The 19,950-nt window shown below is 65.2% G+C and carries 14 protein-coding genes and 2 pseudogenes; 6 read left to right on the top strand and 10 right to left on the bottom strand.

The genetic code is table 11. From position 1 onward, the window contains the following. The first annotated feature begins 53 nt into the window (after positions 1–53). A complete protein-coding gene (locus tag ACW179_RS10575) occupies positions 54–1,559 on the top strand; it encodes an amidase (protein ID WP_492059479.1) in 1,506 nt (501 codons plus the stop codon). A gap of 19 nt (positions 1,560–1,578) precedes the next feature. Here ACW179_RS10575 and ACW179_RS10570 read toward each other — a convergent pair. The 7 genes and pseudogenes from ACW179_RS10570 to ACW179_RS10540 all read right to left on the bottom strand — a co-directional run. Next, a pseudogene (locus tag ACW179_RS10570) lies at positions 1,579–1,663 on the bottom strand (hypothetical protein); the annotation flags it as partial. Between the two features lie 17 nt (positions 1,664–1,680). After that, positions 1,681–1,830, bottom strand: coding sequence for a hypothetical protein (locus ACW179_RS10565; RefSeq protein WP_492059478.1), 150 nt, complete (start codon positions 1,828–1,830; stop codon positions 1,681–1,683). Then, positions 1,824–2,324 (bottom strand): hypothetical protein, encoded by a 501-nt coding sequence (locus ACW179_RS10560; RefSeq protein WP_492059477.1) that lies wholly within the window; start codon positions 2,322–2,324, stop codon positions 1,824–1,826. Before ACW179_RS10560 ends, ACW179_RS10565 begins: the two co-directional genes overlap by 7 nt. Next, complete coding sequence (locus tag ACW179_RS10555) at positions 2,321–3,808, bottom strand: right-handed parallel beta-helix repeat-containing protein (RefSeq protein WP_492059476.1); 1,488 nt, start codon at positions 3,806–3,808, stop codon at positions 2,321–2,323. Before ACW179_RS10555 ends, ACW179_RS10560 begins: the two co-directional genes overlap by 4 nt. After that, entirely contained in the window at positions 3,805–5,316 is a 1,512-nt protein-coding gene (locus tag ACW179_RS10550) for a tetratricopeptide repeat protein (protein ID WP_492059475.1), read from the bottom strand. Before ACW179_RS10550 ends, ACW179_RS10555 begins: the two co-directional genes overlap by 4 nt. Before the next feature lie 326 nt (positions 5,317–5,642). Continuing rightward, positions 5,643–6,866: an acyl-CoA dehydrogenase family protein gene (locus ACW179_RS10545; protein WP_492059474.1), complete on the bottom strand. Its 1,224-nt coding sequence runs from the start codon at positions 6,864–6,866 to the stop codon at positions 5,643–5,645. Positions 6,867–6,879: 13 nt separating this feature from the next. Continuing rightward, on the bottom strand, positions 6,880–7,995 hold the full coding sequence (locus tag ACW179_RS10540) for an acyl-CoA dehydrogenase family protein (protein ID WP_492059473.1): 1,116 nt from the start codon (positions 7,993–7,995) through the stop codon (positions 6,880–6,882). A gap of 142 nt (positions 7,996–8,137) precedes the next feature. On the opposite strand from ACW179_RS10540, the gene ACW179_RS10535 reads away from it, so the two are divergent. Further along, on the top strand, positions 8,138–8,707 hold the full coding sequence (locus tag ACW179_RS10535) for a hypothetical protein (protein WP_492059472.1): 570 nt from the start codon (positions 8,138–8,140) through the stop codon (positions 8,705–8,707). On the opposite strand, the gene ACW179_RS10530 is transcribed toward ACW179_RS10535, so the two are convergent. Then, on the bottom strand, positions 8,704–9,351 hold the full coding sequence (locus ACW179_RS10530; protein WP_492059471.1) for an OmpW/AlkL family protein: 648 nt from the start codon (positions 9,349–9,351) through the stop codon (positions 8,704–8,706). The genes ACW179_RS10535 and ACW179_RS10530 overlap by 4 nt on opposite strands. 794 nt (positions 9,352–10,145) lie before the next feature. Continuing rightward, complete coding sequence (locus ACW179_RS10525; protein WP_492059470.1) at positions 10,146–11,270, bottom strand: IS481 family transposase; 1,125 nt, start codon at positions 11,268–11,270, stop codon at positions 10,146–10,148. Positions 11,271–11,838: 568 nt separating this feature from the next. Between ACW179_RS10525 and drt5 the strand changes: the two genes are divergently transcribed. The 4 genes and pseudogenes from drt5 to ACW179_RS10505 all read left to right on the top strand — a co-directional run. After that, a complete protein-coding gene (gene drt5, locus ACW179_RS10520) occupies positions 11,839–13,323 on the top strand; it encodes an antiviral reverse transcriptase Drt5 (protein WP_492059469.1) in 1,485 nt (494 codons plus the stop codon). Between the two features lie 151 nt (positions 13,324–13,474). After that, positions 13,475–16,066: an aminopeptidase N gene (gene pepN, locus ACW179_RS10515; RefSeq protein ID WP_492059468.1), complete on the top strand. Its 2,592-nt coding sequence runs from the start codon at positions 13,475–13,477 to the stop codon at positions 16,064–16,066. Between the two features lie 147 nt (positions 16,067–16,213). After that, a complete protein-coding gene (gene pleC / locus ACW179_RS10510; RefSeq protein ID WP_492064293.1) occupies positions 16,214–18,754 on the top strand; it encodes a cell cycle histidine kinase PleC in 2,541 nt (846 codons plus the stop codon). Between the two features lie 305 nt (positions 18,755–19,059). Next, positions 19,060–19,140 (top strand): annotated as a pseudogene (locus ACW179_RS10505) (hypothetical protein); the annotation flags it as partial. 14 nt (positions 19,141–19,154) lie between these two features. Here the strand turns inward: ACW179_RS10505 and ACW179_RS10500 are convergent. Next, a complete protein-coding gene (locus ACW179_RS10500; protein ID WP_492064368.1) occupies positions 19,155–19,355 on the bottom strand; it encodes a hypothetical protein in 201 nt (66 codons plus the stop codon). Positions 19,356–19,950: the final 595 nt, after the last annotated feature.

Raw genomic sequence — 19,950 nt, 5'->3', positions numbered from 1 at the left:
GCCATGCTTCTGCTGCGCGGTCGTCCATTGGAGTCGGCCACCGGGGGATTTGCATGACCAAGACCGTGTTCCTGGCCGGAGCGGCCATCACCGCCCTGCTGGCCGCCCCCGCATCGGCGCTCAGCCAGCCCCGTACGGCGATCGCGGTCACCCAAGGCTACCTGGACCAGATCAAGGCGCGTAACGACACCCTGAACGCGGTGATCGCCGTGAACCCCGCCGCCCTGACCGAGGCGACGGCGCTCGACGCCGAGCGGCAGGCCGGCAAGGTGCGCTCGGCCATTCACGGCCTGCCGATCCTGCTGAAGGACAACATTGAGGCCAATGACGGCCTGGCCACCACAGCCGGCTCACTGGCTCTGAAGGACAATGTCACGGGCCGCGACGCGCCTCTGGTCAAGGGCCTGCGCGACGCCGGGGCGGTGATCCTGGGCAAGGCCAACCTGTCGGAATGGGCCAATATCCGCTCGAACCACTCGATCAGCGGCTGGAGCGCGATCGGCGGCACGGCCCGCAACCCCTATGCCCTGGACCGCAGCGCCTGCGGATCGTCCAGCGGCTCGGGCGTGGCCGTGGCAGCGGGTTTGGCCTGGGCGGCCATCGGCACCGAGACCGACGGCTCAATCACCTGCCCGGCGGCGGTCAACGGCCTGGTCGGGCTGAAGCCTACCGTGGGTCTGGTCTCGCGCACCCACATCATTCCGATCAGCCACAGCCAGGACACCGCCGGGCCGATGACCACGACGGTCCAGGACGCCGCCGACATCCTGACCGCCATCGCCGGCTCCGACCCCGCCGATCCGGCGACAAAGGAGGCCAAAGCTCGCAAAACCGACTACGGCAAGGGTCTCGACAAGACCGCCCTGAAGGGCGTGACCCTGGCGGTGGCGCGGTTCTACACCGGCTATTCGCCCAAGACCGACGCGGTGTTCGAGCAGGCCCTGGCCGACCTGAAAGCCCAGGGCGCGACCCTGGTTGACGTCAAGGATTTCGATGAAGGCCCCATCGGCCGGGCCGAGGGCATCGTGCTCTATACCGAGCTGAAGGTCGATCTGGCCGCCTACCTGGCCTCGACCGATCCGAAAAAGGTGCCCAGCCGCACCCTGGCCGACCTGATCGCCTTCAACAAGGCGACCCCCAAGGAGTTCGAGTGGTTTGGCCAGGAGAGCTTCGAAAAGGCCGAAAAGACCAAAGGCTATAGCGACCCCGACTACATCAAGGCTGCGGCGGACGCCAAGCGTCTGGCCGGCCCTGAGGGCATCGACAAGATCCTGAAAGACACCGGCGCCGTGGCCATCATCGCCCCGACCACGGGCCCCGCCTGGACCATCGATCCGCTGAACGGCGACAACTATGGCGGCTCGTCCACGACCCTGCCCGCCGTGGCCGGCTATCCGCACCTGACCGTGCCGATGGGCGACGTCTCGGGCATGCCGGTCGGCATCTCGTTCATCGGCCCGGCCTGGAGCGAGAAGCTGCTGCTCAATCTGGGCTATGCCTATGAGCAGGCGACTCTGAAGCGCAAGGCCCCGACGTTCAGGGCGACGGTTGCGCCGTAGGGGACACTGGGCAGACTTGCCCCCTCCGCGCTGCGCGCTCCTCCCCCAGAGGGGGAAGATGACAACATCCGCCCCCTTTGGGGGCGGACGACCTGCAAAGCAGGTCAGGTGGGGGCCAGCGCTAAACCTTCGGCCGGATCGCCTCGATCGGCGGTGGCGGCGGTGTGACCTTGCTGGCTGATGGGGCATAGGGCGCGGGCGGACCGCCGCGCCCCGCGCAGGCGGCCAGGGCCAGGGCGCAGGCCGCCAGCATCAGGGCGGCCCTCAGCATCCGGCCAGCCGCTCACCGAGCCGGAACAGGCCCACGCCCGACTTGAAGCAGCGGTTGTCGCCGCGCGGATCCCAGATCTCGACCTTGCCGTCGGCGCGGGTGAAGGCCCAGCGGTCACCGCGTCCGTCGCGGCTGTTGACGGTCAGCTCGCCCGGACGGTCGGAAGTGACGCCATAGGCCTGGTTGTTAAAGCCGTCGACCGCGCAGGAAGCGACCAGACCGGGCTTGCTGAGGTCGCCGTTCAGGGCTGCGGCCGAGCGGGTCTGGGCGTTGAAGGCCGAGACCTCGGTGTCGCCCTGCCCGCCCCCGACGAAGATCTGGGTGCCGGTGGTACGGTCATAGGTCATGATGTCGGGGGCCTGGCCGACGAGCGGCCCGCCGCACGGAGCGCCCCGACCACCGGGCGGCCCGCGCCGGGCATCCTGGGCCTGAGCGGCGCAAAGCGGGGTCGCAGTCATCAGCACAGCGACCAGTCCGACGACGAGCCTGCTCATTTGGGCGCTCCTTCAGGCTTGGCTTCGCCCGCGAGGGGCGTGATGGGGCGATAGACGGGCGGTCCCGGGGCCGCGCCGGGCTTGGCCGGGACGCGTTCATAGACCGTGGGAACAGGCCCCGGCACGGTCGAAACGGCCCCGGCGCCCTGTCCCGACACGCCCGGCGGCAATTGGGCCGGAGCCGGCCAATAGGCATCGAAGTCCAGCCGGGCCAAGTCACGCGGCGTGCGGAACAATTCCGGGGCCTCGAACCAGGGCTGGCAGGTCAGGGCCCCGTCGAAATAGCCGGTGACCAGGGCCTCGCAGCCGCCCGGACGGGCGAAGACGCGGTTGTCGCGGGCCCGGATCTGGGCACCCTTCTCGGCATAGAGCCCCGCCCGCATCACGCCGACGATCTTGTTGTCGGCCGCATAGAGCGTGCCGGAGTCGACATAGAGGCCGACATCCACGGCTTCCAGTTGACCGTCCAGCACCCGAAGATCGGCGTCTTCCAGGGTCACGGCCCAGTCGCTGTCGCGAACCACCGGACGCAGCAGGGTCGTCTCGTCGCCGCCCGAGACATAGATGCCCCGCGAAAAGCCGTCGACATACAGGCCCTCGATCTGCACCAGCTGTTGCCGGTTCATGCCCGACAAGACAAAGCCGGCCGAGTTGCGGGTGCGGCTGGAGCCGCTCCAGTCGCCCAGTCGGGTGATGCGGATGTCCCTCAGGCGGCTGTCGCCCGAGGTCTCGAACGAGCCGCCGATGGCTGTGGCGGCAATCTCGACATCCTGCGCGGTCAGCTGGCCCGTGGCCCGCACGACCGGCTGGCGGGTGCGGCCGATGAAGGTAGCGCCCGCCAGCTCGACGCGACTGTCGCCGATGTCCAGGGCCGAGGCCTCACCGTCATAGCGGACGGTCACATCCTTGAGGGCCAGTTCGGTGGCGCGGCCGGTGATGCATGAGGCGGGGCCGGCACGCAGGGCCTCAATGCCCAGGCCGTCCAGAACGACATAGCTGACGCCCGGCGCGATGCGGATGCAGGGCTGGCCGGCGGGGGCCACCAGGATCGGGCGATCCAGGGCGGCCTCATAGCCGCGCGTGACGATGGTCACTGACTGGGTGATGTTCAGGCTCTCGACGCAGGCGCCGCCGCGCGAGGAGACCAGGGTCAGGACGTCGCCGTCATAGAGCCGCGCCAGGGCGTCATTGACCTGACCGGGATAGGCGTAGCTGCAGTCGATCTCGCGCAGCGGCGGACGACTGGGAGTCTCGCAGCGGCCCCGCGCCCGGTAGGTTCCGCGCGGACAGGGCTTGGGCCGCGGCTTGGCGCGATAGGCGGCCTTGCATCCGGGCGACAGGTTGGGCTCGATCAGCAGGCCAAAACAGGGGCGGATCTGCTGGTCGACCTTGGCGTCAGGCGAGGCCAGGGCCAGTTGCGGCGGCGCGAAGGCCCCCAGGACCAGGGAGGCCGCGAGGGCCAGGAGGCGGCTCGGGCGGCTCATCGATAGTCCCTTTCGATATAGGGGCGGCCGGCGCGCTCGGCGGCGGGACGCGGCGGCCGCGACACCTGGGCCAGCAGTTGCTGCAACCGCCAGACCGAGGGCTTGAAGCCGGCCAGGGCGCCGTCCAGCTGATAGACCACCGCCCGGGCGCGATCCTGATCGGCCACGCCCTGCAGGCCCAGCGAGAAGAAGGTCGACATGGCGTACTTGGCCTCGGCCGAACCCTGGCGCTCGGCCTCCTCGTACCAGTGATAGGCCCGGGCATAGTCGCGCGGCACGCCCACGCCTTCGGAGTACATCACCGCCAGAACCAGCTGGGCCTTGGACGAGCCGTTGACCGCCGCATACTGGATGGCCCGCACCTTTTCCACAGGGGTCAGGCGACCGGTCGGGGGGCGGCCGATTGAGGCCTGGAAGGTCTGGGCCGCGCTGCTCGGCAGCAGCTTCTCGTCGAGGATCGGCGACGGGATGATCCGCAGATAGGCCAGCGACTCGCCGATATGGACGAAGGGCAGTTCGCTGAGGCGGGCCTGCGCCGCTTCCCTGGCTTCGCCCGACTGGTCAGCCTCATCGGAATGGGGCACGCCCGATTCCGGGGATTCGGCCGGATAGAACTCATAGGGCGGGATCCAGCGCTTGGCCTTGGTCTCGACAAAGCCACCGTACGAAGCCCGCTGCGGCGAGGAGCGCTCAAAGTCCTTGAGCATCACATAGGCCGAGACGTCGCCGGTCTGAACGGCCAGATAGTTGTAGAGATAGGCGTCCACGTCGTTGCGGCGGAACAGGTCCAGCGCCGCCGGCGCGCCGGGCTGGCTGGAGGTGCCATAGGCCTGCACGGCCTGCAGATTGTCGGACGGCTCGCCATAGGGGCCAAAGAAGCCGTCATGGATGCGGGCCAGCACGCGATAGCCGTCTGCCCCCTGGGTGGACAGGATGTAGATCACCCGGTTGCGGACCTTTTCGCGCTCCTCAGTCGACATGCGCGACAGAAGACGGTCGAGGGCGCCATAGGCGCTGCGGCGCTCGAAGGCTCGGCAGTCGTCGAATCGGGAGACCGCCGCGCCCTCGCCCTTGCCACGACGCTCATAGGCCGCGATGGGCGCGTAACCGCCGGCGTTTGACAGGGCCATGGCGTACCAGACGGCTGCCTCGACCGGATCTTCCAGGTTCTTGTCGACCGCGCGCTGGCCTTCATAGCGGCGCGACAGTTCCAGTTGGGCGAAGAAATCGCCGCGGAAACCGCCCTGTCGCAGGGCCCGAATTTCCTGTTGCTGCTGGTTGAACTGGCCCGAAACCCCTTGCGCGGCCTGGGGCCGGGGGCAGGCGCTGGCCCGCTTCTGGAACCACAGGTTGGGGCCGGTGTCGCAACCGACCAGCGGGATCACCACGGCTGCAACCAGCGCGCCGACAGGCAGTCGCCGCAGCAAGACGCCTCTCCGCGAAAGCGCGCGGGAGAGGCCGAGCCGAAGCGCCGCATAACGCGAAACAGCGTCGCTGGCCTCGTGCATAGCTCCCCCTCCAGCACGCCGTTAACCAAGATTACCCGAGCACTCATGTGCCCGGGGTTACGGGCTGTCAAGGTTGACAAACAAGGTTCATCGAGCGCCGCCCGTTCACCCGCCAAGCGAGGCCCTAGGTCGGCAAAAACAGGCTCTTGAAGGGCGGTTTGCGCGTCCTGAGGGCAGTCCGGTCAAGCCAGAAGAGCGGTGGTGCCGACTCAGGTCGCGCGAAGAGGCCGCGCCGACGGCCGGAGATTCGGGACGTTCCTCCCGGACTCTGAAAACAAGCTTCGTCACCCCGGGAACCGGCCCCAGGGTGACGGGCAAGGGATAGATCAGCGTCCCGTCGGCATGTCCTTGAAGGCCACATCCTTGTCGACCCGCACGTCGCCGGGCAGGCCCAGAACGCGTTCGGCGATGATGTTCTTGAGGATCTCGTCGGTGCCGCCGGCGATGCGCAGGCCCGGCGCCCACATCAGGCTCTGCTGGAACGCCGCCTCGGCGGGAGCCTGATCGGGATCGACGAGGATGCCGTACTGGTCCTCCATCTCGACAGCGGTATTGGCCAGATCCTGCATCTGGTTGGCGGCGATAATCTTGCCGATCGAGCTTTCCGGTCCCGGCGTCTGGCCGCGCGACAGGGCGGTCATGGTGCGGAAGCGGGTGAACTTCAGCCCCTCCGACTGCACGTACCAGTCGGCCAGCTTTTCGCGGAAGGCGTTGTCCTTCAGCGCCGGGCCGGTGGGACCGGTCAGGTCGCGGGCCAGGCCCATGATCTCGCGATAGCTGGGACCCGACGAGCCGCCCACGGCCAGGCGCTCGTTCATCAGGGTGACCAGGGCCACTTTCCAGCCCTCGCCGACCTCGCCCAGACGCTGGCTGTCCTTGACGCGCAGGTCGGTGAAATAGACCTCGTTGAACTCGCGCCCGCCCGACATCTGGTGGATCGGCCGACACTCGACGGCGGCGTCGCGCATGTCGATCCAGAACATCGTCAGGCCCTTGTGCTTGGGCACGTCGGGATCGGTGCGAACCAGCAGGATGCCGTAGTCGCAATAGTGGGCGCCGGTGGTCCAGACCTTCTGGCCGTTGATCACCCACTCGTCGCCGTCCTTGATGGCCCGGGTCCGCAGGGCCGCCACGTCAGAGCCGCCGGCCGGTTCGGAGAACAGCTGGCACCAGATCTCCTCGCCCTTCACGGCGGGGCTGACGAAGCGCTGCTTGGTGGCGTTGTCGGAGAAGGCCATCACGGTGGGCACGCACATGCCCAGCCCGATGGTGAAATAGCCGTAGCCGACCCCGGCCTTGGTCTCTTCCTGGCCGAAGATCACCGACTGGATCGGCGTGCCACCGCCGCCGCCGACCGCCGCCGGCCAGGTGATGCAGGCATAGCCGCCGGCCGCCTTGCGGGCCTGCCAGCTCTTGGCGGCGGCCATGTGCTCGTCGGTATTGGGTTTCAGGTCGCCGAACTGGGCCCGGTGCGCGGCGGCGTTTTCAACCAGCCAGGCGCGAGCCTGTTCGCGATAGGCGGCTTCTTCGGGTGAATCGTTGAAGTCCATGCTCGTCTCTCCCTTAAGCCGCGTTCTTCTGTTCAAGCTGGCTGACCAGCCGTTCCTTCCAGACCCGCGGCGCGCCGGCCACGAGGCTGAGCTGGCGCGAGCGCCGGTAGTAAAGGTGGCAGTCGACGTCCCAGGTGAAGCCCATGCCGCCATGCACCTGGATGCTTTCCTTGCTGGCGAACCAGTAGGCGTCAGAGGCGGCAATCCTCGCGGCCGAGGCGGCGATCGGCAGTTCCGGCGCATCCACGTTCAGGGCCCAGGCCCCGTAATAGGCGTTGGAGCGGGCGACCTCGTTCTTGACATACATGTCGGCCAGCTTGTGCTTGATCGCCTGATAGCCGGCGATCACGCGGCCAAAGGCATAGCGGCCCAGGGCATAGTCCTTGGCCATTTCCAGGCACTTGTCGGCCCCGCCCAGCTGCTCGAAGGCCAGCAGCACGGCGGCGCGGTCGAGGATCGACTGCACGATTTCCAGCCCCTGGCCGGCCTCGCCCACCCGCTCGGCGGTGACGCCGTCAAAGGTCAGCTTGGCCACGCTGCGGGTGGGATCCAGGCTCTTCAGCGTCTCGCGCGACACGCCGCTCGACTTCAGGTCCACCAGGAACAGGCCCGGCTTGCCGCCCTCGGCCGCCAGAACCAGGGCCATGTCGGCCACGTCGCCGTCGGTGACGGGGATCTTCACGCCGGTCAGCTTGCCGTTCTCGACCCGGCAGGCCAGGCTCGAGGCCGTGACCACGCCCGGACCTTCCGAGGTCGCCAGGCACCCGATCATCTCGCCGGCCGCCACGCGGGGCAGGACGGCCGATTTCTGGGCCTTGCTGCCGAATGCCATCACGCCCTCGGCCAGCATGTAGACGGTTGAAGCGAACGGGATCGGGGCCACGGCGCGGCCCAGCTCCTCGGCGATGGCGCACAGCTCGACCCGGCCAAGGCCCAGGCCGTTGTATTCCTCGGGGATGCAGGCCCCCAGCCAGCCCTGCTCGGCGACGGCGGCCCACAGGCCCTCGTCGAACGCGCGGCCGGCGTCATCCAGAACCCCGCGCACGACGGCGGGGCCGCAGCGTCCGTCGAGGAACTTGCGCGCCTCGTCCTTCAGGAACTTCTGGTCGTCGGAAAAGTCGAAATCCACTGGGTGGCCTCCCTTTGCGCAGCTCTGGATCGGCGCGTTGGAAAACACCCTGACCGACCTTGAGCCGCAGGGAAAGATTGACCCGGCGTCAAGAATTTCAGGTTCTTATAGGGTCGAACCGTTCGCGCCCGTTTGGAATGTCATGGCCAAGACCGTCTTTCAGCGAAACCAGAAGGTCTGGGTCGAGAGTGTCGGCGCCTGGGCGACCATCGAACGCATCGTGCCCATCTGGGCCAAGGGCTTCGACGAGCCCGTGCGCGTGACCTATGACGTGGGCCTGGGCCGAGAGTTCCTGGCCAATGAGCTGAGGCCCGAGGACAGGATCGATGCCGAGGGCGGCGGCATGGTCTCCAACTGGCGCATCCTGCGGGCGCGCAACAAGTGGCAGCAGGAAAGCGACTGTGTTCATCACCCCTACCCCGGCACCTATCCGGTGGTGGTGACCGATCCCAATGACTGGGGCGGCTGGCGCACGCCGGGCGCCGAGTATGACCGTGACCCGCGCAAGATCGAATACCAGGCCCGGCTGATCTCGTGCGCGCCGCGCCTGCATGCCTTGGCCCAGCAGGTGCTGGCCCTGGTGGCCGACCATCCAGAAGACGCGCCGCCGGCCCTGACCGCCCTGGCCCAGCAGGCCAGCGCCATCGAGCGGTTCCTGCACGAGGTCCCGGCCGCCGCAGCGACCGGAGCCTCGCCCAGGGTCAGTGACTAGAACCGGTAGCCGACGCCGACCGAGGCCACCACGGGATCGAGCGCCACCTTCGACTTCAGCGCGCCGCCATTGATGCTGGCGTCGGTCTCGAACCACACCTTCTTGACGTCGATATTGAGGTTGTAGCGTTCGCTCAGCGGCACGTCAGCGCCCACTTGCAGGGCGTAGCCGAAGCCGTCATCCAGCTTCACCTTGAAGCCGTTCAGGTCCTTGTCGCCGTAGAACAGCATGTAGTTGAGGCCCGCGCCGACATAGGGGCTGAACTTGGCGGCCGGGAACGGGTGGTATTGCACCGACACGACGGGCGGCAGCACCCAGGTCTTGTGAACCTCCACATTGGTGGTCCCGCCGACGGCCTTGACCGTGTGCTGGGTGGTGCCGGCGATCACCTCGACGGCGACCTTGTCGGTCAGGAAATAGCTGAGACCGATGGTGGGCTTGTAGTCGTCCTTGACCTCGGCGCGCAGGCCGCTGGCGGCCCCGGCGGCAGTCAGGATCGGATCGCCCGCTTCGGGCAGCACGCCGGTGGCGCGCACATTCAGGACGATATCGCCCTTGGTCTTGGGAGCGATCTGGGCCTGGGCGGCGCTGGTTGCAGCGAGGCCGGCGAGAAGCGCCAGGGCCAGGGTCTTGGAGGTGGTCATAGGTCTATCCCCTTGGTGACATCAGCCGCCGCGAGCGGCGTCTGGGCAGGGGTTTGCGCCTGCCCCCGCCGGGCTTGTTTGATCCGGAACAAATCCCTTATTTTTTTGAGGGCTTTTAGCGGGGCGAGGTCGAAAGGCCCGCCCGGCGATGCAATCGGGACACAGTTTTCCCGCCTCACGCGGCGATGGCCGCTGAAGGGGTTGGGGAGGCGCGAAGCGGCCGGGGCGAACCCGGGGACCGTGATGGGTATTGTGTGCGTTTCGGCTCGTCTCTTCCGCTTCGCAGAAGCTGTTCTGACCGTGAGGATGGCAAGCTCGCGAGCGCTGTTTCAGCTCTGGCCTCCAATTGTCCCCCGGACGGGCGCGCCCAACCCCTGCGGTACAGCCGTGAGGGGTCCGACGGGTCGCGATAGACGGCTTTACGATCACCGCCCTGTCGTTCCGCGCTGTCTCGAAAGCAAGACCTCCGGTGGCCCCGGATCAATCCAACGAACAGGCCACTTTCAATCTTGCCCGCGTGACCGCGCGGCCCCGCTCAGCTTCATCCCCATCGCCGCTTCGGGCCGGTACCAAGCGCCCTCCCCCTGCGACGGGGACGTGATGAGTATGGGGGTGGTTTTGAGTGCGTCTGATGGGCGCGATCAGGTTTTTCACAAGCTACTGATCTGGCTGGCTTTTGTTCGAAAAAGAACGAGGATGGAGCGCAATCTATCCCCATAACCCGGCCCTCTCCCTGTTTGGACCGGGGACATCCGTGACAGGTGTTCGGAGACATCCGTGACAGGTTGAGGATGCTATTTTGCGGTCCTCAGGTCGATGGTTTTGAGACGTTGGGTCTGGAAGAAGACGTCGAAGACGCCATCGGTCTGGGTGGCTCGCAGGGCGACAGCTTTTCCAGCGAAGGCTTTTGGGACCTTGAGCGGACGGTTGGCAAAACTGAGATGGCCCCCTTGCTGGACCCGGCGAACCTGGTCGTCGGGTCCGTACTCGAAGGGCGGGATGACGGGCTGGTAGGGCCTTGGACTGTGTCGGTAGCGATCGACGGGAACCGCCATGTCCAGGGCCTGGTGAGGCCGGACCAGATTGTAGATGTCGCGCCAGTGATCGAGCGCGCGGGCCGCATGGTCGAGGGTCTCGAAGGGGGTGCTCAGGGCCTCGGCCTTTAGGGTGCGATGGAAGCGCTCGTCCTTGCCCAAGGTCTGGGGATGATAGGGCCGGGAGTGGCTGATGCGCACGCCCAGCTCGATCAGCCACACGCCCAGCGGGGTGTAGGGATCGCCGGGGCCGTTGCCCCAGGGCGAGCCGTTGTCGGTGGCGATGCGCCAGGGCAGACCATAGCGCGTAAAGGCCTGGATCAGTTGATCCTTGACGGTCTGGGTCTTCTGGTTGGCGCAGGCGGCCAAGACCACGGCAAACCTCGAGTGGTCGTCCAGCACCGTCAGGGGATGCAGTCGCCCTGAGCCCAGGGCCACGTGGCCCTTGAAGTCCATCTGCCACAGATCGTTGGGCTGGGGATGCTCGAAGCGGATGAAAGGCTGAGCGCCGCCGCCTTCACCGCCCAGCGCCACACCACCCCGGCGCAGGATCTGGGTTACCGTCGAGGGGGCTGGAGCCTCAAGCCCCTCACGCCGCAGCACCGCCGCGATCTTGCGGCCACCCCAGGCCGGATGCTCCGCACGGACCTGAAGCGTCGCATCCTCAACCGCCGTCTCCGTGCGCCGGGGCGAGGTCCGCGGTCGGCGAGATCGCGCCTCAAGGCCCGCATCGCCTTGCTCCCGATAGCGCGCCATGAGCCGGTAGCCCAGCGTCGCGCTGACCCCGAACCGCCGGCAAAGCTCCCGCCTGTTACAGCCTTCAACCAAGGCCAGCCGTACAAACTCCCGTTTGCGATCCATCGCAGACACCCCCGTGAACGGCATCCCGACCTCCCTCTGAGATCGGAAAATGTGTCACGGATGTCTCCGAACACCTGTCACGGATGTCCCCGGTCCAAACACTCCCAGAGGGAGAGGGAGGGACCCACGCTCGCGTGGGAGGGAGAGGGGTTACACCATCTGCCTTCGTCGCACCGGCAGTCTCTGCCCTGTCCGGACGGGCTTCGCAAACCCCTCATCCTCCCACGCCTGCGGCGCGGGCCCCTCCTTCTCCCTCTGGGAGAAGGGTTCGATCTGCCGCCCACACAGCGCCTTAAAACCTTGGAGGCGAGCTTGCTCTGGGGACAGGCCGTGTCAATGACGGCGCGCCGCGCCGCCGCGCGCGGCCGGCCTCTGGCCGGTCATTGACACGGCCTGACCCCAGAGCTCCAATTCCACCAAGGGTTTCAGGGCGGGGAGGCATCCCGAGGGGATGCTTTTCTTGGGGGTGTTGGCGCGGGATCTTAATCAGCAGAGGGCTTTCCGTTAACGATAACGGGTATGCGCCCCTGTTTTCGGGCTTCCCACAACCATGGCAGCGCCGTAGCGTAGATAATACACCTGGGGATGATCGATGGCTGCAAATTATTCCACTCGCATGTTCTTCGAAGAAGATCATCCCAGGACGCTATTTCCGCTTGAGACAAATCATATAATGATTGGCCATGGGGAAGCGCAGATTAAACAACTTATTGAGCGCTGCTTGAACCCAGATGACCCTGAGGTATCTTTCCTTCCACAACAGCGCGTCCATGCCGCAAAACCTGGACAACATTTGCGCAGAACCGTCAAGCTAGATCCTGTAGCTGACTATTTTATTTATGATCTGGCGTATAGAAATAGAAAATTATTTCGTAATTCTTACAACACATCTAGATCTCATTTTGGATATCGCTTTGTCGGAGGAAAACCGATAACAGCAGCATCAAGCTATGAAGGTTTTCGAAAGGCTATCGCAAAATTTACCGCTCAATACACATATTCTATTAGTTTCGACGTATCTTCATATTTCAATTCTATATATCATCATGATCTAGTTGCATGGCTGGATACACTTGGAGCTGAGAACACAGATGTAATCGGATTTGGACAGTTTCTTCGTGAAATCAACAGCGGAAGAAGCGTGGACTGCCTGCCGCAAGGCCTCTATCCAACTAAAATGATCGGCAACGACTTTTTAAGATTTGTAGATGACTCGCACCGCCTAAAATCACCTCAACTTTTGCGTTTTATGGACGATTTTTATTTGTTCTCCGATCAAGAGGAGGACATTGTCGCTGACTTTTCGTCCATACAGAAAATGATTGGCGAACGCGGGTTAAACATTAACCCAAAGAAAACAGTACGGGGAGATTCTTCTCATACAAAAATTCAATCAGAAATTGATGGAATCAAGAAGAGTCTTTTGAAGCGGCGGAGAATTGTAATAATAGATGGATACGATGAAGATGCTCAGACAATTACCAAACTGTTAAAGACGCCACTTAGCGACAAAGAACTTTCGTACATTTCACTCATACTTGACAGCGACTCAATAGATGAAGATGATGCAGAACTAGTTCTCACACTCATGCGCAACAACGCCGCGAAACTTGAATCCAGACTTCCATATATACTGGCAAACTTCCCCCAACTTTCTAAGAATGTATATATATTTTCGAGCGGAGTGAAAGATAAGGAGTTACTTGCGACCATAGTTCTCGAATCTTCCCTACTGCCTAATACCGGTGAATATCAGCTTTTTTGGTTAGCGAAAATTTTGGAAGAATACCTACTAGATACAAAGATCGCTTCCAAAATTGTCGCAGCATTGATGGAACACCCAAACTCGACGCCAGTATCTAAGGCGAAGATACTAGAAATAAGCAGCAATAAATATGGTCTACCCGACCTTAGAAATACATACCTCAAAACTGGTGAGTCAAGCTGGCTATCTTGGTCATCAGCAATAGGATCAAGAGCTTTGAAGCCGATATCTCGGAACCATATACTAACATATTTCGGTAAATCATCAGCGATGAATCAACTTATATACTCCGTCGTTAGTAAAATGCCTTAGAGAATGAGGGGATGAGGGGCGTACCCCTAATTTTCTCCGCGGAACAGGGACAGGGCGGGCTCAATGCAAACAGGGGAGAACAGGGACATATCCCCTCTTCTAGATCCCCTCCCCAGGTGACGAACCGCCCTCGCCGCCCTACATCTCGGGGATGCGCACAGAGACTCCCCAGCCCGTCCGTCTGGTCGATTACCGGCCCTATCCCTTCGACATCGAGACCACCGAGCTGGTCTTCGACCTGCAGCCCAACGCCACCCGCGTCACGGCCACGCTGACCATCCGCCGCACGGGCGCGGCCGGCGAGGCGCTGGTGCTGAACGGCGAGCGGCTGAAGCTGGTCTCGGCGAGCCTGGACGGCAAAGCGCTGAGCCCCGGCGACTACAGCCTGGACGCCGAATATCTGACGATCCCCAACGTGCCCGACGCCTTCGTGCTGGAGACGCAGGTCGAGATCGATCCCGCCGCCAACAAGGCGCTGATGGGGCTCTATATGTCGGGCGGGCGGTTCTGCACCCAGTGCGAGGCCGAGGGCTTTCGCACCATCACCTACTTCCCCGACCGGCCCGATGTGCTGAGCCGCTACACCGTGCGGATCGAGGCCGATGAGGCGCTCGGCTATCTGCTGAGCAACGGCAATCTGTGGGAAGGCGGCGAACTGGATGAGGGCCGCCACTACGCCGTCTGGAACGACCCCTTCCCCAAGCCGGCCTATCTGTTCGCCCTGGTGGCGGGCGAGCTGGACGTGCTGGAGGACAGCTTCGTCACCATGAGCGGCCGCACCGTGGCCCTGAAGGTGTTTGTCGATCCCGGCCAGGCCCCGCGCGGGGCCTATGCGATGGACGCCCTCAAGCGCTCGATGAAGTGGGATGAGGAAGCCTTCGGCCGCGAATACGATCTGGACCTGTTCATGATCGTGGCCGTGCGCGACTTCAATTTCGGGGCGATGGAGAACAAGGGGCTGAACATCTTCAACAGCTCGCTGTTGCTGGCCGATCCCGAGACCGCCACCGACATGGACTATGAGCGCATCGAGGCGGTCGTGGCCCATGAGTATTTCCACAACTGGACCGGCAACCGCATCACCTGCCGCGACTGGTTCCAGCTGTGCCTGAAGGAGGGCTTTACCGTCTTCCGCGACCAGAGCTTTTCCGCCGACCAGCGCGGCGCGGCGGTGCAGCGGATCAAGGACGTGCGGGCCCTGCGCGCCCGGCAGTTCGCCGAGGACGGCGGGCCGCTGGCCCACCCGGTGCGGCCGTCCAGCTATATGAAGATCGACAACTTCTATACCGCGACCATCTATGAGAAGGGCGCGGAGATCATCCGCATGCTGAAGACCCTGGTGGGCGACGAGGCCTTCCGGGCCGGCAGCGACCTCTATTTCGAGCGCCATGACGGCCAGGCGACCACGGTCGAGGCCTTCATCGCCTGTTTCGCCGACGCCTCGGGCCGCGACCTGACCGACTTCTTCGCCTGGTACGAACAGGCCGGCACGCCCGCCGTGTCGCTGGCCAGCGCCCATGATGCGGCGACGGGCGTGCTGGAGATCACCCTGACCCAGACCACCGCCCCCACGCCGGGCCAGCCGACCAAGCAGGCCCTGCCGATCCCGGTGACCATCGGCCTGCTGGACGCCGACGGCGCTTCGATCCGCGACAGCGAGGTTGTGGTGCTGGACGGGCCTAGCAAGACCGTGCGCTGGGAGGGCGTGGCCTCGCCCCCGGTGATCTCGGCCCTGCGCGGCTTCTCGGCCCCGGTGAACCTGACCACCGATGCGCGGCCCGTGGACCGCTACGTGCTGTTCGCCGCTGACCCCGACCTGTTCAACCGCTGGGAAGCCGGCCAGACCCTGGCCCGCGACCTGATCCTGGCCCGCGCGGCCGGCGAGCCCGACGAGGTGGGCGAGGAGCGCTTTGCCGAAGCGCTCGGCAAGGCCCTGCAGGACGACGCATCGGAGCCCGCCTTCAAGGCCCTGCTGCTGGCCCTGCCCAGCGAGCCGGACCTGGCCCAGGCGATGGAGCCGGCCGATCCGGCCGCCCTGCACGCGGCGCGCGGTGCCCTGCGCAGTCGCATCGCCGTGCATCTGGGCGAGCTGCTGCGCGACCTGCATGGGCAGCTTCAGGGAACCGGCGCGTTCTCGGCCAGCGCCGAGGCTGCGGGCAAGCGCGCCCTGCGCAATGCCTGCGCCGACCTGCTGACCGCCGATCCGCATGCGATCAATGTCGAGCACATCGTCGGCCACTTCCAGGCCGCCGCCAACATGACCGACGCCATGGGGGCCCTGAGCGCCCTGGTGCAGATCGGCGGCGCGCCGCGCGATGCGGCCCTGGCCGCCTTCCACGCCAAATGGCGGCACGAGCCGCTGGTGCTGGACAAGTGGTTCGCCGTTCAGGCCCGCGATCCGTCGGCCGATGCCCTGGACCGGGTGATCGCCCTGACCACGCACGAGGATTTCGACGCCGGAAACCCCAACCGCTTCCGGGCCCTGGTCTCGACCTTCGCCAACTTCAACCCGGCCCGGTTCCATGACGCCAGCGGCGCGGGCTATCGCTTCCTGGCCGAAAAGATCCTGGCCGTGGACGCCTATAACCCGATGACCGCCGCCCGGCTGGTCGAGGCGCTGGGCGGCTGGCGGCGCTATGCCCCGGCCCTGGGTGCCCAGATGAAACAGGCCCTGCAAGGCGTGGCCGGCCATTCGGGCCTGTCGAAAAACGTGCTGGAGCTGGCGACCAAGGCGCTGGGGTGAGGTCCGGCCCCGCAGCAATTGCGACCAATGGGCTCATCCGTCCCCAAATCGACCGTTGGCTCGTGACGCGGCGGTCGGCGGTGCGGTAGATTCAGGGTGTGGCGAAGTGACTCGCCTTGGGATCTCGGGGAGCCGCGCGTTTTGCCTATTGGGTTTGCGAGACCCGGAAGACCGGCAGATGTCGGGCTTTCCGCGGCGGGTGCCGTGCGGTCTCCGACCGCGCGCACCCCTTCGCAGGCCTATGTGCGGGTCGCCATCCTGGCCGCCATGCTGCTGCTGGCGGTCTATACGGCCTTTGGCGTGCAGCGCCTGCAGCGCGAAATCCAGGCCCCGCCCGGGGGCGCGGGCCTGAACGCCGAGGCCCAGCTGGTGGCCTTGCGGGTCGAGGCCAATCTGGCGGCCCAGCGCGCGGGGCTTTCCGCCGCCGCCGACATCCTGCAGCGCGACCCTGCCGCCATCATGGACGCCGCCGAGATCGCCCTGCGGGCCAGCGGCGGCGAGGCGGTGGCTGTTGCCGTCGCCAGCCCCACCGGGGTGCAAGGCATAGCCGGACGCGACGAGGCCGCCGACTGGAAGGCTGCTGCCCGCGCTGCCGCAGCCTCGGGCCGCTCGACCTGGGTCGGGGCGGCGGGGGATTCCACCCGGCTGTACGTAGCCACCCCGGCCCCAGCCACCGCACAGGGCGTGCGGAGCTTCATCATCTCCAGCGGCGATCCTTCACGGCTGGTCGCCGATCCCGGCAAGGGCGGCGCACGGGCTCTGGTCCTGCCCGACGGCGCGTTGCTGGCCGCCCAGGGCCAGCCGATCCGGAATGCGACCAGCCTGACAGAGGCCTTCGGACTGGATCCCCAGGAGGTGGGTGCCCAGGCCTCGACCGTGCGCGGCCAGGCCCCCGACGGTTCGGCCCTGGACGTCGCGATCCAGCCCCTGGCCGAGGGTGCCCTGCTGGCCCTGGCCGGACAGCCCTCGCGCACCACCGCCAATCTGGACCGCGCCTACATGACCGGGGCCTTCAGCCTGATGGCCCCGCTGGCGGTCGGCATCGCCCTGGCCCTGCTGCTGGTGATGCAGAGCCGCAAGGTTGAGGCCGCCCACCGCGAGTTCTTCGACAGCGAGCAGCGTTTTCGCCTGGCCGTCGAGGCCGCCCGCTGCGGCATCTGGGAATGGGACCTGGCCGCCGACCAGGTGTACCTGTCCGACGTCACGGGGGCGATGTTCGGCTGGGGCGGCGGCGGCATCGTCTCGGGCCACGACCTGCTGGACCGCGTCTCCATAGACCAGCGCGATCGCGTGCGTCAGGCCCTGGCCAATGCCGCAACCTACGGGGCTTTCGACGTTTCGTTTCGGGTTCCCGCAACCCAGCAGGGCGGCCGCACGATCTGGGTCGACGCCCGCGGCCAGGGCTTTGGCAAGCCGGGGCAAGACGGCTATGTCCGCATCATCGGCGTGGCCCTGGACGTCACCGAGGAGCGCCACGCCCAGGCCCGCGCCCAGGCGGCCGAGAACCGCCTGCGCGACGCCATCGAAAGCGTCTCCGAAGCCTTCGTGCTGTGGGACCGCCAGGGCCGGCTGCTGATGTGCAACCGCAACTATCGCAGCGTCTTCAATCTGGAGCCCAAGCTGCTGAAGCCCGGCGCGCCGCGCGCCGAGGTCAACCGCTTCGCCGCCCTGGCCATCAAGCAGGACCACCCCGGTCCGAACGGCGCCAAGGGCGTGCGCGAGGCCGAGCTGAACGACGGCCGCTGGATCCAGATCAGCGAGCGCCGCACCGCTGAAGGTGGCCTGGTGATGACCGCCGCCGACATCACTGCCATCAAGAACCAGGAAGAGGCCCGTCGCCTCAACGAGGAACAGCTCCAGTACGCCGTTGCCGGCCTGGAGCGCAGCCAGGAACAGCTGGCCGAACTGGCCCGCAAGTACGAGATGGAGAAGGTCAAGGCCGAGGGTGCCAACAAGGCCAAGAGCGAGTTCCTGGCCAATATGTCCCACGAGCTGCGCACGCCGCTGAACGCCATCAACGGCTTCTCCGAGATCATGATGAACGAGATGTTCGGCGCTCTGGGCGACGCCCGCTACAAGGGCTACTGCCTGGACATCCACAACAGCGGCCAGCACCTGCTGGCCCTGATCAACGACATTCTCGACATGTCGAAGATCGAAGCCGGCAAGATGAACCTCAAGTTCGAGCCGATGCACCTGGAAGACGTGGCCGAGGACGCCGTGCGTCTGGTGCGCAACCGCGCCGAAGCCGCCGGCCTGACCCTGAAGATCGACTTCCCGCAACTGCCCGAGATCGAGGCCGACTATCGCGCGGTGAAACAGGTGCTGCTGAACCTGCTGTCGAACGCCATCAAGTTCACCCCGCGAGCCGGCAGCGTCACTATCCGCGCCGAGGTCCGTCGCGACCCGCTGGGCGAACGTCTGCGCGTCTCGGTGACCGACACCGGAATCGGCATCGCCAAGGAAGACCTGGCCCGCCTGGCCCGCCCCTTCGAACAGGTGGAAAGCCAGCTCTCCAAGACCACCCAGGGCACCGGCCTGGGCCTGGCCCTGACCAAGTCACTGATCGAGATGCACGACGGCGTACTCGACATGACCAGCACCCCCGGCGAAGGCACGGTGGTCAGCTTCTCCCTGCCCGTCCGCCAGAGCGAAACCGGCGCGGCGAGGGACTTCGCGGCGGCTTAGGGGGGCTGGTCGCTGCGAGCGCACCAGCGGCGGCAAGCCCTCGAAGTGCGCCGCAACGCGGCGAAAACGGCGCTGCGCCTGCAAGCTTTGCTGCGAAGTGTTGAGCCGCCGATAAAAATACACGCCCAGGGTGAAGCCCGATGGCAAGCCCTGCTGCAGCCCGCTATTGCATGGTTCGGGATCGGGCCTCCTCCAACAGGGCCAAGCGGTTCGCCAAGCGGTCGCGTGCGTCTCTGAACAAGTTGAGCGACCGTCGGCGCAGGTGCGATTTCGCAATGTAGCGTGGTGTCAGGGGTAGTTGTTTCATGGCGACGATAACGGGCGGCGCGGGTGCCGATACGCTGGCGTCCTCGACCGACGATGACCTGATCGACGGTGGGATCGGGGTGGACACCGTTTCCTATGCCGCCGCGACCAGCGGCGTGAAGGTGAAGCTGGGCGTAACCACGGCCCAGGACACGGGCGGCGACGGGATCGATACTCTGAGCTCCATCGAGGCCATCATTGGCTCGGCGTTCGACGATGTGCTGACCGGACGCGACAGCGGCAATGGCAAAACCACACTGGTCTCGAGCAGCAGCGCGGGCGTGCAGGCGAACAACGTCTCCTATAGCGCAGCCTTGTCGGCGGATGGCACGAAAGTCGCGTTCTGGAGCTTAGCCAACAACCTTGTGGCCAACGACTCCAACGGGAAATGGGACGTCTTCGTCAAGGACCTGACGAGTGGGATCACGACCCTGGTATCGACCAACAGCGCTGGCGCGCAGGGAAACGAAAATTCCTTCGCCCCGGCTTTGTCGGCAGACGGCACGACGGTTGCGTTCATGAGCGCGTCCAGCAACTTGGTGGCTGGCGGCCTTGGTTGGTATCAAAACAGCATATTCATCAAAAACCTAACAACGGGAATCACCACGCAGGCCTCAACAAGCAACTCAGGCCTTTCTGAGGATGGCAATTCCTACTTCCCGAGCCTGTCCGCGAACGGCATGAGGGTGGCGTTTATAAGTTCTTCGAGCAATCTTTCCCCGAACGATAGCAATCTCTATATATTCGATGTATTTGTGAAAGATATTGCCACTGGAAAAATTACTCTAGTTTCCACGAACAGCGCAGGCACACTAGGCAACGGAGAATCCTCAAATCCAATAACGGGGTATATTTCCAAGCCAATGATATCTTTGGACGGCACGAAAGTG

Source organism: Caulobacter sp. AVps18, assembly GCF_058681425.1.
The sequence above is the reverse complement of the archived record's forward strand: the minus strand, read 5'-3'. Positions and strand labels throughout refer to the sequence as shown.

Bases quoted from the DNA above. Each gene is read 5' to 3' on its own strand.
- ACW179_RS10575 (WP_492059479.1), top strand. From the start codon at position 54: ATGACCAAGACCGTGTTCCTGGCCGGAGCGGCCATCACCGCCCTGCTG.
- ACW179_RS10560 (WP_492059477.1), bottom strand. From the start codon at position 2,324: ATGAGCAGGCTCGTCGTCGGACTGGTCGCTGTGCTGATGACTGCGACC.
- ACW179_RS10550 (WP_492059475.1), bottom strand. From the start codon at position 5,316: ATGCACGAGGCCAGCGACGCTGTTTCGCGTTATGCGGCGCTTCGGCTC.
- ACW179_RS10535 (WP_492059472.1), top strand. From the start codon at position 8,138: ATGGCCAAGACCGTCTTTCAGCGAAACCAGAAGGTCTGGGTCGAGAGT.
- pepN (WP_492059468.1), top strand. From the start codon at position 13,475: ATGCGCACAGAGACTCCCCAGCCCGTCCGTCTGGTCGATTACCGGCCC.
- ACW179_RS10565 (WP_492059478.1), bottom strand. From the start codon at position 1,830: ATGCTGAGGGCCGCCCTGATGCTGGCGGCCTGCGCCCTGGCCCTGGCC.
- ACW179_RS10545 (WP_492059474.1), bottom strand. From the start codon at position 6,866: ATGGACTTCAACGATTCACCCGAAGAAGCCGCCTATCGCGAACAGGCT.
- ACW179_RS10555 (WP_492059476.1), bottom strand. From the start codon at position 3,808: ATGAGCCGCCCGAGCCGCCTCCTGGCCCTCGCGGCCTCCCTGGTCCTG.
- ACW179_RS10530 (WP_492059471.1), bottom strand. From the start codon at position 9,351: ATGACCACCTCCAAGACCCTGGCCCTGGCGCTTCTCGCCGGCCTCGCT.
- drt5 (WP_492059469.1), top strand. From the start codon at position 11,839: ATGGCTGCAAATTATTCCACTCGCATGTTCTTCGAAGAAGATCATCCC.
- ACW179_RS10525 (WP_492059470.1), bottom strand. From the start codon at position 11,270: ATGCCGTTCACGGGGGTGTCTGCGATGGATCGCAAACGGGAGTTTGTA.